At 49.9% G+C, this 14,681-nt stretch carries 11 protein-coding genes; all 11 read right to left on the reverse strand.

The genetic code is table 11. From position 1 onward, the window contains the following. Nucleotides 1-355: 355 nt before the first annotated feature. The 11 genes from BN4314_RS00270 to BN4314_RS00320 all read right to left on the reverse strand — a co-directional run bounded on the left by BN4314_RS00270 (nucleotide 356) and on the right by BN4314_RS00320 (nucleotide 14,618). Complete coding sequence (locus BN4314_RS00270) at nucleotides 356-1,468, reverse strand: IS110 family RNA-guided transposase (RefSeq protein ID WP_068539149.1); 1,113 nt, start codon at nucleotides 1,466-1,468, stop codon at nucleotides 356-358. 224 nt (nucleotides 1,469-1,692) lie between these two features. Continuing rightward, complete coding sequence (gene rpoD, locus BN4314_RS00275) at nucleotides 1,693-3,063, reverse strand: RNA polymerase sigma factor RpoD (RefSeq protein ID WP_021734834.1); 1,371 nt, start codon at nucleotides 3,061-3,063, stop codon at nucleotides 1,693-1,695. A gap of 53 nt (nucleotides 3,064-3,116) precedes the next feature. Further along, nucleotides 3,117-4,979: a DNA primase gene (gene dnaG, locus BN4314_RS00280; protein WP_068539151.1), complete on the reverse strand. Its 1,863-nt coding sequence runs from the start codon at nucleotides 4,977-4,979 to the stop codon at nucleotides 3,117-3,119. Next, on the reverse strand, nucleotides 4,972-6,045 hold the full coding sequence (ribF, locus tag BN4314_RS00285) for a riboflavin biosynthesis protein RibF (RefSeq protein ID WP_068539153.1): 1,074 nt from the start codon (nucleotides 6,043-6,045) through the stop codon (nucleotides 4,972-4,974). The genes dnaG and ribF overlap by 8 nt, the downstream gene beginning before the upstream one ends. Next, the gene (gene truB / locus BN4314_RS00290) at nucleotides 6,042-7,013 is read right to left on the reverse strand and encodes a tRNA pseudouridine(55) synthase TruB (protein WP_068539155.1); all 972 of its coding nucleotides are present in this window, start codon (nucleotides 7,011-7,013) and stop codon (nucleotides 6,042-6,044) included. The genes ribF and truB overlap by 4 nt, the downstream gene beginning before the upstream one ends. Then, a complete protein-coding gene (locus BN4314_RS00295; protein ID WP_068539157.1) occupies nucleotides 7,010-8,095 on the reverse strand; it encodes a DHH family phosphoesterase in 1,086 nt (361 codons plus the stop codon). The genes truB and BN4314_RS00295 overlap by 4 nt, the downstream gene beginning before the upstream one ends. An 8-nt stretch (nucleotides 8,096-8,103) precedes the next feature. Then, a complete protein-coding gene (gene rbfA / locus BN4314_RS00300; protein WP_021734991.1) occupies nucleotides 8,104-8,502 on the reverse strand; it encodes a 30S ribosome-binding factor RbfA in 399 nt (132 codons plus the stop codon). 64 nt (nucleotides 8,503-8,566) lie between these two features. Next, nucleotides 8,567-11,197 (reverse strand): translation initiation factor IF-2, encoded by a 2,631-nt coding sequence (infB, locus tag BN4314_RS00305; protein ID WP_068539158.1) that lies wholly within the window; start codon nucleotides 11,195-11,197, stop codon nucleotides 8,567-8,569. Nucleotides 11,198-11,246: 49 nt separating this feature from the next. Continuing rightward, nucleotides 11,247-12,506 carry a transcription termination factor NusA gene (gene nusA / locus BN4314_RS00310; RefSeq protein WP_021734940.1) on the reverse strand — a complete coding sequence of 420 codons (1,260 nt, stop codon included), beginning with the start codon at nucleotides 12,504-12,506 and terminating at the stop codon, nucleotides 11,247-11,249. Between the two features lie 78 nt (nucleotides 12,507-12,584). Beyond that, complete coding sequence (locus BN4314_RS00315) at nucleotides 12,585-13,079, reverse strand: ribosome maturation factor RimP (RefSeq protein ID WP_068540728.1); 495 nt, start codon at nucleotides 13,077-13,079, stop codon at nucleotides 12,585-12,587. A 135-nt stretch (nucleotides 13,080-13,214) separates the two neighbouring features. Continuing rightward, nucleotides 13,215-14,618: a L,D-transpeptidase gene (locus tag BN4314_RS00320; RefSeq protein ID WP_068539160.1), complete on the reverse strand. Its 1,404-nt coding sequence runs from the start codon at nucleotides 14,616-14,618 to the stop codon at nucleotides 13,215-13,217. Nucleotides 14,619-14,681 lie beyond the last annotated feature (63 nt).

A 14,681-nucleotide genomic window follows, 5' to 3' on the forward strand; every position in this document is an offset into this window, starting at 1 on the left:
TAATATGAGAGAAGCATTGTCAAGTGGCATGACGTAGCAGGTCCTAAAGTTTCCTTGGGACCTGCTACTACTTTCAACCGGGGATGGTCTGTACTGAGCATTCCTTAGTCGGCGCTTGCTTGGCAAGCTAATATTCGCGGGCTTTGATTTGTGCTCCTGTTGGTTATGAGATCCAACAGCTGGTAAGAGCACGGTACCGCAGTTCGATTCTTCGTCTGGGATCTTCATTGCGAATATCAGTCTTTAATGGCGGACGCGGCCCTTATGGGCTGTCCAAAAAAGGTCTCGTGAGCAGATCCCAGCACTGCGTCGATGCACAGGCATCCCTGGCAAAAGTCTTATGAAGGGTAGGCCCCTATCTTTCTTGATAGGTTCCTTCCACTCGCCGTCCTATCTCCCAGACCCAGCAGGCAAGCTCGCGGGCGACCGCGACATTGGCGATACAGCGGTTGTGCGTGGCTTTCGAGAGTTGGGCATGCCTTTGAGTAAGACGTTTAGTGCAGACATTGCCTCGTAAGCGTATGGAGGTGGGTACGCACCATTCGTCAGGAATCTGCTTGGGCTTTGCCGAACAGCTTGCGAAATGCCAAGCGCTCTCAACGAGGATGCGCCTGGAAGCGTTGTTTCCTGTCTTGGTAATGTGTCCTGTTGATTCTTTTTCTCCTGATGAGTGCTCGGAAGGAATGAGTCCACACCAGCTGGCATACTCTTCAGCAGATCCAAACCTGGAGAAGAGTCCGGCCTCTGCAGCAAGGCAAAAGGCACTCACCTCGTCTATTCCTTTGATAGTCGAAAGTGCTCTTACCGTTGGTGCCCACCTGTCTGTCCTTGCTTCTGTCTTTACGGCCTTTTCTAGAGATCTCTTGTCAGTCTCGGCGCATCTTACGCAGGTCACATAGTGGACAAAGGTCACCCTAGCGGGGCCTGTGAAGGTCATGGACTCAAGCCATTTTCTGTGATCTCTTGTCCAGGCGCTCTTCCTCTGGTTAAGCGCATTCTTTTCATCGAAGACATAACCTCTTCTCAACAGGAATTTCGAGAGCCTCTGGCGTGCTCTTTGCAGGTCGATTCTTGCATCGTCTAGGGCTCTTGAGAGGTCACGGACCGCCTCGATTTCTTCTGTGGGGATGAAGACCTCGACGATGTTGTGGCAAGCAAGCATGCGGGCAAGAAATGCAGCATCGCGCTTGTCATTCTTGCGTCTCTTGTCAGCTGAAGGCTTTTGCATCTTGGATACGGCAGCAACGCTGCAATCAACGCCGAGCGCCTTGAGCTCACGTGCCAGATGCCATCCGGTTGGTCCCGACTCATAGACGCACTTGGGACTTTCGAACTGCTTAGCCCATTTAGCTATTGGCTCGGCTTGTGCTGGAAACTCTGCTTGCGTTATCTCTCCTGTAAAGGGATTAAAAGCAGCAGCCGAGATTGAGCGGGCATGGACATCAAGGCCAATGGAGGTAACATACATAAGAGAAGCCCCCTTCCATGTGTGCGGTATGAGATTGCCGCACAAGCCAATATATCTAGCTCACATTGTGGCAGTCCTCTAGCCCGCGAGATGACATGAGCAAGGGGGCTTCAATGCTTCTCTCATATCGTCTTAAAAAAGTCCAGTTTGATTACAGCTGTTATAAAGAGCAAATCAGCCTAGCAGGATTGCTAGGCTGATTGGGATGCTAGGGAAAAATAAAACTACTCTTCCATGAAGTCTTTAAGCTTGCTCGAGCGACTAGGATGACGGAGTTTTGCGAGGGTCTTTGACTCAATCTGACGAATGCGTTCACGCGTTACACCAAATTCGCGGCCAACTTCCTCGAGAGTGCGAGGGTGACCATCTTCCAAGCCAAAACGGAACTTAATAACCTTACGCTCACGATCAGCAAGTCCATCAAGCACTTGTTCAAGCTGCTCACGAAGCATGGAATCAGACGCAGCCTCAGGAGGAGCAACGGCCGTAGAATCCTCAATGAAATCACCTAATTGAGAATCCTCTTCTTCGCCAATAGGTGTCTCAAGAGAGACAGGCTCCTGGCTAATTTTTTGAATCTCGCGCACACGATCGGCAGACATGCCCATCTCGGCACCAACCTCCTCGGGGGTTGGATCACGACCAAGCTCCTGCAAAAGCTGCCTCTGCACGCGAACAAGTTTATTGATAGTCTCAACCATATGAACTGGGATGCGAATGGTACGCGCCTGATCGGCAATGGCGCGGGTAATTGCTTGGCGAATCCACCAAGTCGCATAGGTGGAGAACTTAAAGCCCTTGGTGTAGTCAAACTTCTCAACCGCGCGAATCAAACCAAGGTTGCCTTCCTGAATCAAATCCAAGAAGAGCATGCCACGGCCAACATAACGTTTAGCAATAGAGACGGTGAGACGAAGGTTTGCAGAAATCAGCTGCTGTTTTGCATCAAGCCCCACCTGCTCAATACGGGTTAAACGACGTAGCTCAGTACGAGTGAGTTCAGCATCGCCGTACTCCGCCGCCTCAAGACGCTCCGCAGCATCGTTGCCTGCCTGAATTTTCATGGCAAGATGTACCTCTTCGGAGGCAGTAAGCAAATCAACCTTACCAATTTCCTTAAGATACATGCGCACAGGATCACCCGTCAGCATCACTGTGGAACCATCCTGGCGACGGGAACGAGCGCGGCTAGAACGTTTACGAGTGTGATTTTTAGGGGTAGAACGAAGAACCTCATTAGCTACACGAGCTTCTGCACGAGCCTCGCGCTCTTCTTTTTCTTCCTCGTCAAGACCCTCTTCATCATCATCTTCTTCAACGGTATCATCGATGTCGTCTTCGACATCAGATTCAAGTGCAACAGCAGCCACATCGGGGATATCGCCCGAACCAGAAATCGTGACACCTTTCGCACGTACGGCATCATAGACATCAGTCAGCTCATCATCATCAACATCGACATCCACAAGAGCTATTTGGATATCATCTTCGCTAATGGCACCCGTCTTGCCTGCTTTCTTAACAAGCTTCGTCACTACAGAAGCAAGCTCAGGAGTAAGTTTTGCAGTCTGAGCATCAGTCTTTTTCGTTGCCACATGAGTCCTTTCAACGCCATGAACCTACAGGATAATACCCGTTTTTAGAAGTCTTATACCTCTGTAGGAATAATTTGATTAAGTTCGTGTTCTCGTTTACGCAATTCCACCGCACGACCCAGTAATTCAGCTAAGTTTTTGTCCTCACGACTCGTAAGCTGAGCCTGAATTGCCTTGATTTCGCGGCGCGTGGAATAAAGTTCAAGTACATCAGCCAAAAAAGCTGCCTTATGATCTGCATCCATACTCTGCGCCAACGCCAAACCACCACCAGCAAGAATCTGCGGAGCCTCAGGGACTGCTACAGAAGCTGCACGCACTAGCTCGGCAGGAGGAGTATCCACAGCTGTTGCCAGCATCGCCCATGCCATCGTCTCATGGCGAGAATCCGCCCAGAGCACCGATCCCAATCGCTCGGCATAAGAGCGCACTGCTCCGGGAGAATTAGCCATTAATGCCAATAGTTCTCGTTCGGCCGCTAACTGACCTCGCGCATCATGCGAAAGGAGCTTATCGATACTTTGATACGTAGGCGCTACTGCAACTGATGAGTCTTGCGCAGGAGCTACGGACTCATGCGCTGTTTGATACGTCTCATATTCTTGGCGAAGTTTTGCTTCGCGAGCTACGGCACTGTGTGCGTATTCGCGTATAACCTGCTTGGTAGCGTCTACGTCCATATCCAGCTGATGAGCTAGATTGGTCGCATAGCCATCAAAGCTCACAGAATCCCTAAGGGGTGCAAGCACTTGAGCGGCTGCATCTAAAGCTTTTGCTCGTTGTCCAGGAATGCCCAAATCAAAGCCCGCAAGCTTCTTTTCAAGCACAAATTCAACCAGCGGTCGTGCATCATCAAGCTGCAGCTGAAGCTCCGAAGGCTCATGCAGTGAGAGAAACTCCATCGGATCTAGGTTGTTTGGAAGAACCACACAAAGCATTTCTGCATCTGTCTTATCCACATACTGGACAGAGAGCTCTGCCGCTTTTTGACCTGCCGCGTCGCCATCGAACATGCAGATAATACGCTGTGCCCTAAAACGCGAGAGCATCTTTATATGGTCAAGCGAAAGGGCCGTTCCTAACGCTGCCACGGCATTGGAAAAACCATGTTCATGTAAGGAGATAACGTCAGTATAACCTTCCACCACGAGCGCTGTACCCGTAGCAGTAATCTGCGTCTTGGCATGATCTAGCCCAAAAAGATGCTTTGATTTGTGAAAGACAGGAGTTTCTTTTGTATTGAGATATTTTGGCTTAGCATCACCCAAAACACGTCCACCAAAACCAATAGGACGACCTTGTTCATCGTGAATGGGAAACATCACGCGCTCATAAAAACGATCTTGCGTACGACCGTTACGATCGACAACTAAGTCTGCAGCTAAAAGTTCATCTCGAGAAAAGCCTTTTTGGGTCAGCGTTGATGCCAAGCTGCCATGACCAGGAGCAAAACCGAGCCCCCAGCGACGGCATACGGCAGAACCAAAACCACGACTCGCAAGATATTTTCGTGCAGACGCCGGACCTGTTCCCCTGCCACGCATCAGCATGGTCGAGTAAAGCTTTTCGGCTTCACCGAGAGCCTGCTGAAGCCTATTGCGCTTTGGTCCTCGCTGCGCTCCACGCTCCTCAATAAGCTCTATTCCAGCACGATCTGCCAAAAAACGAATTGCATCGGGAAACTCCAGATGTTCTCGTTCCATAACGTAGTTAAAAACATCGCCACCGCGTTGACAACCAAAACATTTCCACAGTCCTGTTGCCGGATCTATATGAAAAGAAGGGCTCTTCTCATGGTGAAAAGGACAACAACCCCAGAGGTCTTTGCCACGGCGATGCAGCTCAACGGTCTCAGACACTAAGCTGACAAAGTCAGTAGCCTGACGCACGCGCTCTTTATCCCCATCACTAATCATGCAGCCCTCCCCTCCACAGTTTGCGCTCAAGCACTTTAAGGTTATAGATACCCCCGCGCGCAAGCTCAATACGCTTGGCGGCTAAGTGATTTTTGACCCAGTCAATATTGTCTAACACAGTTTGCTCAAGCTCATCAAGGGAATCAAACTTACGCGAAGCGCGTAGCCAAGAAGCAAAACTTACTGCTAAATCTGCTCCATACAAATCACCCGTAAAGCCGATAAGGTTGGCTTCCAAAAATGAGGGAGTATCTCCATCGTTAAAGCTGGGAGGCAGGCCCACATTAATAGCAGCTGGCCAAGCAGAACAATCCATTACCACCCAGCCCGCATAGACCCCCTGTGCCGGCACACAATCCATTCGATCTAACTGAACATTTGCGGTAGGAAATCCAAAAGAATTGCCTTCCCCGCGCCCATGTTGTACGGTCCCGCGCACAAAGTGCTGACGACCTAATAAATTACCAGCTTGTTCGACCTGTCCTTGGCGCAATAGCTCGCGAATATGCGTCGCTGACACCACAACATCTGCAATCCGCATCAATTCATGGTCAAAAAGCTCAAAGCCAAGCTCAGGGGCAAGTCGTTTGAGTTCAGGAATGCCACCCTTGCCTCCACAACCAAAATGAAAATTTTGACCAACGTGAAGACTGTGGGGGCGCAGATACGCCCAAAATGTACAAGAGAGAAAGTCTTGCCAGCTGGTAGTTGCGAGCTCAAAGGTAAAGTCCAGGCATAAAATACCATCAACGCCACAAGACGCCAGCAAAGCAAGACGATCTTCTTGACGAAGAAGATGGCTTAAGGACTGAGGTTCAAAAACGACATCAGCAGGATCAGGACAAAAGCTCACCACAATACAGGGCAGCTTGCGTCGACGGGCATCTTGACAGGCAGCCTTGATTAAACTCTGATGCCCACGATGCACTCCATCAAAGACACCCAGTACACAGACCGCTGCAATCTCTGGCCTATAGTTCAGCTCTGAGCGCAGATACAGACAAGCCTTTGCAAAGTCGTAACGCCTCATGCCTTCAAGCGCAATCTGGGGACTTTGCGCACTCATGCACGTACCCCTGTCACGCCCTGAGGAAAATTTGTATCACAAAGCAAATAAGAGCCACGACACTCCCAGACACCATACAGTTTGTTTTTCCATACCAAAGAGATGCGCTCGGAAAACTTTGGTGCACGCAGAGCATTTTGTGCTGTGTCTTCGTCAAGATCGAGCACAAGGCCTGCAGGAATCTTTCTACCACAAACAATATCTTCAAGTTCTGCTTGCTCGAGAAGACGCACGGGCAACCCAAGAGTACGCGCGGGGTCAAGCTCGTTATCTGCTAAAAGTTCTTTGCCCTGACAAGACAGCTCGTCTAAAGATACGCAGTTCTTAAGAGAAATAAGTCCCGATGCCGTGCGTATCAATCCACTGAGATGAGCGGCACTATCCAAGCTACGTCCTAAATCACGAGCGAGAGCACGAATATAGCTACCCTTGGAAACACGGAAGTGACAGCGCCAAACAGGCTGGTTATCCTCGTTTTCAATCGACAAGAGTTCTGCTTCATAAATATGGATATGCCGGGGAGCAAGTACAACTTTTTCGCCTGCGCGCGCACGTGCATAGGCACGTTTGCCGTCAAGCGAAATAGCAGAATAAGCAGGTGGCACCTGCAGGCAATCTCCCACCAAATCTGCAAGAGTTTGGCGGGCAAAATCAGCATCAAAAAGGCGCTCATCGGGCTCGACACGATGTGTTATTTCGCCTTCTGCATCATCAGTTTTGGTTTCATAACCAAAACTGATGCGAGCCTCATAGCATTTTTCATCGAGAGTCAGCAGGCCCATCAACCTCGTTGCCTGACCTACCCCCAACACAAGCACCCCACTGGCAAGCGGATCGAGTGTGCCTGCATGCCCTACTCGTGTCTCGCCTAAAACATGACGGACACGAGAAACCACATCATGACTCGACAAACCAAGAGGTTTATCTATGGCAACAAGGCAACAAAGTCCACTCGACTTTCGTTTCAAAGCAGTGCACCCCCATCTCCCGCTATGTTGATGCGGGGAAATGAAGTGGTACCTCCAAAGGCAACATCATCGGGAAAAAGTGCACGCAGACGGGGCAGGGCGAGGGAAAGCACCTCGTCAATATCGCCATCATAAGAAAATCCTGAAGCAGCCGCATGTCCGCCGCCACCAAAAGAGCGAGCAACCCCTGAAATATCAAGATTGGTCTTGGAGCGTAGGTTGCCGCGTACTTGACCGCCAGGCACTTCTTTGAGAAAAAGCGCTACTTCCGAACCAGAAACTGAACGAACAACATCTACGAGTCCATCAGCCTCATCAAGATTGGCACCTGTACGCTCTAGATCGGCTTTCGTGGCATAGCTATAGGCAATACGACCATGCGCAAAAGTCACAATACGTGACATTACTGCTGCTTTAAGATGCAAAAACTCAAGACGGAAGTTTTGATAGACGTTGAGCGACACCTCAGAAGGAGATGCGCCTGCGTCCACCAAAAGTGCCGTCGCAGCAAGCGCTTCCGAATTGGTATTTTGATACTGAAAACGTCCTGTATCGGTAATGATGGCGCAGAGCAAACACAGACTTATCTCAGTATCGATCGGCATTCCCAAATAGAGTGCATACTCCAAAATAGGTACCGCAGCAGCGGCAGCATCAGTGCGAATAAGCGACACCTCAGCAAAAGGATCACTGCAGGGATGATGATCGATGATGGCACAATGGTGTGAGCGCTTAAGTACGGCCTCGCCATCATTCATACGTGACGGAACTGAGAGATCCACCGAGATAAAGAGATCGGGAGTTCTGTGATAGTCGGCTGCGCACACCAAACTCTTACTACCTGGCAAAAATTCATAGATGCGGGGGATGGGCTTGGGATCGGCAAGCAATCCGGTAATTTGCTTGGATGGCCAACGCCACTGAAGGAGTTTGAGCAGACCCAAGGTTGAGCCCAAGGCATCTCCATCGGGATTGGTATGTGCACAAATAACAATCTCGTGGGCTGCTTCAATAAGTTGAGTAAGGCGTCCAAACAGGGCAGCCTGCTTGGGGCTCACCTCTAGGGAATGAGAAATGTCCATTGCGAAAACTAGGCCTCCTCAGCCGAGTGATCAACGGGATAACCCTCGTCGTTTTTCTCAATTTCCATGGTAGGAGGAACATCTTGGAGCGCACGTTCGATACGTTCTGCTTCATCAACGGTCGTATCAATTTGCCAAATAATCTCAGGCGTCACGCGCCAACCAAGAGCGCGTCCTAAAAGCGACCGTACTCGACCACGAGCGCGGGCAAGCGCAGCAGAAACTTCATCATAGCGCTCGGACTCGCAGCTAATGTAGGCGCGAAGCACAGACTTATCAACAGACACCTCAACACCAGTAAGCGTTACGAGCATAAGGGCGGGGTCAGAAATTTCAAAGAGCAGAATTTGAGCGAGCTTTTCGCGAGCTTGGGCATTAATCCTGCGAGAATTATGATTTTGTTTCATTGTTCTCATCTCCGTAGTGCGGCAGGAGATCTTCTCCCCTGCCACAACTAGGGTTTACTAACTATTACTCAGTACGGGCAACCTGCTCGATGCGATAGCATTCAATAATATCGCCTACATGAATATCCTGATAGCCGTCAAGGCCGATACCACATTCATAACCTGCCTTGACCGATTTGACATCATCTTTATAGCGACGCAGAGAGGCAAGCGAACCTTCCCAAACCACAACACTATCGCGTACAAGGCGAGCCGAGTCATCGCTTGAAATCTCGCCTTCCTCAACCATGCAGCCAGCAGCAATGCCAACCTTGGGTACCTTAAAGGTGCTACGAACCTCAGCGGTACCTGTTTGGACTTCCTGCTCGGTAGGCTTGAGCATGCCAATACGGGCAGCATCTATCTCTTCAATTGCCTTGTAGATAACACTGTAGGTACGAATTTCAACGCCTGCCTGCTCGGCCGCATTACGTGCCTTTGCCTCGGGTCGCACGCCAAAGCCAATGATGATTGCGTTGGAAGCATCTGCAAGCGTGACGTCAGTTTCATTGATGGCACCAACTGCCGAGTGAATCGTATTGATACGAACCTCGCTTTGGTCCATCTTGTCCAGCGAGTCTTGGAGAGCCTCGATAGAGCCTTGAACATCGGCTTTGATGATGAGGTTAAGCTCCTTGACCTCGGCATCTGCCATCGTGTCAAAGAGGTTTTCAAGGGTAATATGCTTGACCTTATTTTGTTCTTCGATACGAGCTTTGAGAGCGCGCTCATCAGCAAGCGCACGTGCATCGCGATCATCCGTAAAGACACGGAACTCATCGCCTGCCATAGGTACACTTTGCAGACCCAAAATCTCTACAGGATCGGAAGGCCCTGCTTGCTTGACGCTCTTGCCCTTGGGATTGAGCATGGCACGCACATGACCATACGCTGTACCTGCGACTAAAGCATCACCTACGCGTAAGGTACCACGGTTGACCAACACTGTTGCGACAGATCCACGACCACGATCAAGTTTTGCCTCAAGAACATAACCAGATGCAAAGGTATCGGGATTGGCCTTAAGCTCCAAAACATCAGCTTCAAGCAATACGGACTCAAGCAGGTTGTCGATACCTTGATTCTTCTTTGCAGAAATATCGCAGAAGATAGTCTGACCACCCCACTCCTCAGGAATCAAACCGTACTCGGTCAGCTCCTGACGAACACGCTGGGGGTCGGCACCAGGCTTATCGACCTTATTGACCGCAACAACAATAGGCACGCCTGCTGCCTTTGCATGATTTATAGACTCAATGGTCTGGGGCATGACACCGTCATCAGCAGCAACAATCAAAATAACAACGTCGGTAACTTTTGCACCACGAGCACGCATTGCAGTAAACGTCGCATGGCCAGGGGTGTCGATAAAAGTAATCACACGACCGTTGATGTGCACCTGTGATGCACCAATAGCCTGGGTAATACCACCAGCTTCGCCCTCAGCAACACCAGTATGGCGGATAGCATCAAGCAAGCTAGTCTTACCATGGTCAACGTGGCCCATGACGGTAACAACGGGCGAGCGTGGTTTGAGCAAAGCAGGATCATCATAGAAGGTGAAGCTATTTTCTTCTTCCTTAGTCATGATCTTAATATCAGCACCGAGATCCTCAGCAACAAGCTCAATTAGCTCATCAGACATTGACTGAGTCATCGTTAAAGCGGTACCCAGCAAGAAAAGACGCTTAATAATCTCATTGGGTTCAACACCAATGAGTTCAGCAAGCTGTGCCACCGTTGCACCTTGAGGTACAGAGATGGTATCCAGCTGGGAGAGGTCTTGATCGTTGAGGCGTGCCTCTTCGATGCGCTGCTCACGCTCAGCTTCTGCCTGCTGCTGGCGACGGCGCTCCTTGCGGCGCTTACGACGGCCTTGTGACTCTTCAGCTGCCTCAGCTACCGCCTGACGAGCTTGCTCAAGAACATGATCACGGTTGTACTCTTCGGCCTGGCGAGCCATACGGCTATAGCGGTCATCGGAGTCGTTCTCAACACTATTGCGCTTGTTTTTGCGAGCACGGCCCCGTCCAGAGCTCTTGGGCTTCTCATCATCGTCTCTATCAATATTGGCTCGACGATCTTGTTGAGGAGCAGCAGAGCGCCTCGAGCGTCCACCATCACGAGCGGCACGCGCCTCTTCCTTGCGCTGGACCGCTTCTTCAGCTTGCTGGGCAAGAACCTGCTCTTGCTGAGCAATTTGATCGAGCAAGCTATTAAAAGTCGGCAGAGATTTGGGGGCTGTATCCTTGGGACGAGCAGCCTCCTCTTCCGCCTTGCGACGGGCTTCTTCAGCAGCTTTTTCTTCTTCTGCCTTCTTGCGAGCGGCTTCTGCTGCAGCGCGGCGTTCTTCTTCCTCACGACGCTCGCGTTCACGGCGCTCCTCAGCAGCAATACGCTCGGCCTCTGCCTTGGCAGCAGCCTCTGCTTCTGCAGCTGCCTTCGCCTCGGCTTCTGCCTTCTTTTGAGCCTCAATCTCTGCAGCACGAGCCTCAAGGATGGGCTTGAGCTTTTTACGCACCATCGATACGTAGGCGTCTTCAAGCGTAGAGGACGGAGACTTTGCAGGGATGAGCATATCTTTTAAATGACCAAGCATTTCTTTGCTGGTCATGCCATATTCTTTGGCAAGATCATGTACGCGCGTTTTTGCCATGTGCACTACCTTCCAGTGAAAGTTGCGGACCTATCAAAAAGTCACCAACTTAAATCAACGAATCAGGGTCATCAGAAACGGGAGCATCCATAATTTCTGCAAGGTTTTCGTGGATACCGCAGTAACGTGCGCCGGGACGTGCCATGTTGCGACACTGAATACCGGTAGGACCCACATATTCGCAACGATGTGCACCGTCTTCCGTCTCTTCGTCAACCAACTCGTCACGGACGGGCAATGACTCAAGTACCTGAGCTGCCAAAGATTCGTTCTTAATGTCGATATGATAACCCGTCAGACGTGCAGCAAGACGAGCATTCTGGCCCTCCTTGCCAATAGCCAAAGAAAGCTGGTCATCAGGGACGATAACGGTAGCGTAATTATTCGCATTATCGTGATCAATAATCACACGGCTCACGCGTGCAGGAGAAAGCGCTGCAGCGATACAGCGAGCGGGGTCATCAGACCAAGCAACAACATCAACACGCTCACCGCTGAGCTCGGAGACGACGGTACGCACACGGCTACCCTTAGGACCAACACAAGCGCCAACAGGATCAAGACGATCGTCTACAGAAGAAACTGCGACTTTGGACCTCACGCCAGGATCGCGGGCAATAGAACGAACCTCAACAATTCCATCGTAGACCTCAGGAACTTCAATCTCAAAGAGACGCTTAATGAGGTCAGGATGAGTGCGGGAAATCACGATACTAGGGCGCGAACGCTCGCCACGCACGGGAGGCTCGCTCGAATTGGGATCGCGTACATCAACGATGATTGCCTTGATACGCTTATTGTGCATATAGCGCTCACCAGCAGGGCGTTCATTGCGCTCATCAGGATGCGTACGCAAATCAAAGTGTGGCAGCTCAGCCTCAACACCCTCACGAATCTTAACGATAGTAAAGTCGGGTGTGGTCTGAAGGACGGTACCTGTGATGATATCGCCGATACGATCCGAAAACTCTTCGTAAATCTGCTCGCGGGCAGCATTGCGCACCATAGCATTAATCTCAGCTTTGGCATGTTGAGCAGCAATACGGCTGGTGCCTTTGGGGGTCACATCCTCTTCGTCAAATTCGGTGTACTCGCCAGTTTCTGGATCGGGCTCACCTTTGGGAATAAGCTTATAGACATAAACCCTGCCGGTCTGAGGGTCAATCGTAACGCGTGCACCATAATCAAGATGCAGCACGTTGGCATAGCTTTCTGCCAAAGACTTCTCAAGCCTACCAATAAGATACAGTTGGTCGATATGACGCTCTTCGCAAAGCGCCATAAGCGCTTCCATCATCTCAGATGCCATCTATGTGTCTCCCTTTTCCCAAGGACGCCATGCGCCCATTCCCATTTCTATCAATCACCGTAAAAGTGCTCGTATCCCCTACTTCTTTTTGCCTTTGCCTGCATCATAGTCAGGTTTGATATGAGCAGATTTAATATCTGCAAAAGCGATACGCTGCTCGCCTTCGTCGGAGACGATAACGACTTCATCGCCATCTATCCCCAAAAGTTTGCCACTAAAGCGACGTCTGCCCTCAGTAGCAGTTGTTGTCACTTGCACATTCTCAGCTGCAAAGCGCTCAAAGTCATGGGCTCGACGCAGGGGACGAGCCATACCAGGAGAAGAAACCTCAAGGGTATAGCTTGAAGACAGAGGATCTAACGCATCAAGCGCATCACCAATCCATGCAGTCTGCGCGGCTACCTCATCAAGAGTTATGGTAGGAGCAGCTTCATCGACATGATCTATACGAACGCGCACAACAGGAGTTGCCTTAGCACCAGTAATCTCGACATCAACAATATCAATGTCATGACTCGGCGCTAATGCCTCAAGGGCATCAAGGATTTGCTGCCTTATATCCTGAACAGCCACGAAAGACTCCCCTCCTTCAAACAAAAGGAAGCGGGGCAAAAAATCCACCCCACTTCCTTCTACCGTGCAACTTTAGTTTTTCCATTAAAACACAAATGAACGCGCAGGTCAAACCTTATAGACAATACACAGAAGCTACCAATGTACCACGACAGGATCCCCAATCACCACCAGGTTATAAAGAGTTTCTGCCTTAAGTGGTGGCAAATTAAGACAACCATGGCTGCCAGCATACTGATATATATCTCCACCAAAATATGCACGCCAAGGCGCGTCATGCAAACCATACCCACCCGAACGGAATGGCATCCAATAACTTACAAACGTTTTGTAATCGGGCTTGCCATCTTTATCTTCATCATCACCTATCAGGGTCTGATTACGTTGCTTTGCCTGTATTGCAAATTCACCTGTAGGCGTACCATGGCTAGTTGCAAGGTCACCAGAAACGAGGTAAGTCTCCCATATAACCTTGCCCGAAGCGTTGTAGAAGCGAGCATACTGGGTCGAAAGATTGATATCGAGATGACGACCGCGCTTTGAGGCACCAGGGGTTATTGCAGGCTTGGTCGCGATGGTTGTCGTAGGTACCTCAATCTCTGTTGCCTTACCTTTATCAAAAGCAGCAACAATCGCATCTACCATAGCCTTTTGATCAAGCGCATAAACACCTTCATCATCTTCAAAAGATGCCTCATCACCAATGTTTTCGACATTCCACTTGTCAATTGCAGCACGGTCATAGTTAATTTTGTTCTTGCTATCGATTGAAATCCAGCTTGCAATCTGCTTTTTTTCAATTTTAGCAAGTATTTTGTCGCCCTTTACAAGCGGAAAGCTTTGCTCCAAGAGCTTATTTGCAACATCACAGGAAGCAAGCAATTCTTTGTTATCAGAGCTAATGGAAGGTGCGAGCAGCTCGTCTTTTCCTAGCTCCAGCTCAGATGACAATGAGCTAAGGGCGACGGTAATACGTTCATAGGACTTTGTACTATCAAGAGCGGTACCTTTAGCGTCAGCAGATACCACAAAGGCATGTTTGTCCATGTCATAGCTTGCCGCTGCGTTGGTGGGCGCTTCTGCCTTTTTATTAAAGCTATCAATGGCAGAACTGACACATGCCTTAAGCGCTTCTTCGTCATAACTAATAGAGTCATCAGTCACAATTGCCTGAGGATGCAACAGGTCAAGCGGCCAGGTATAAGCGGTGCGCTGGGAAAAGGCTGCCTTGGATACCCTGATACCATCAGCTGAAAGTTTAATATCTGCACCTGACAGTTCGAGCAAAAACCCACCTTTACTCTGTACCTTACAAGACCAATTCTTTGCTTCATTTTCGACCCGTGTAGCAAAATCGCTTGTACTCAACAACGACACGTCTCGACCATTGACCGTGGTCCCTGGTACAAAATGAGTCGTGAAATAAAAGCATGCAGCGAGATAACAAATGAGTAATACGCCAACGACAACGCCAAGACCCACTATAAAGTTACGGCCGTGATGCGTTTGAGGCTGCATTTGTACATCTTCGGTTTGCACGAGGCCCTACTTCCTTCTTTTATATCTAAGCATCCCTGCACTGCTGCGCACTGCAGGGATGAC

Source organism: Olegusella massiliensis (genome assembly GCF_900078545.1).
In the GTDB taxonomy this organism is placed as follows: Bacteria; Actinomycetota; Coriobacteriia; order Coriobacteriales; family Atopobiaceae; genus Olegusella; species Olegusella massiliensis.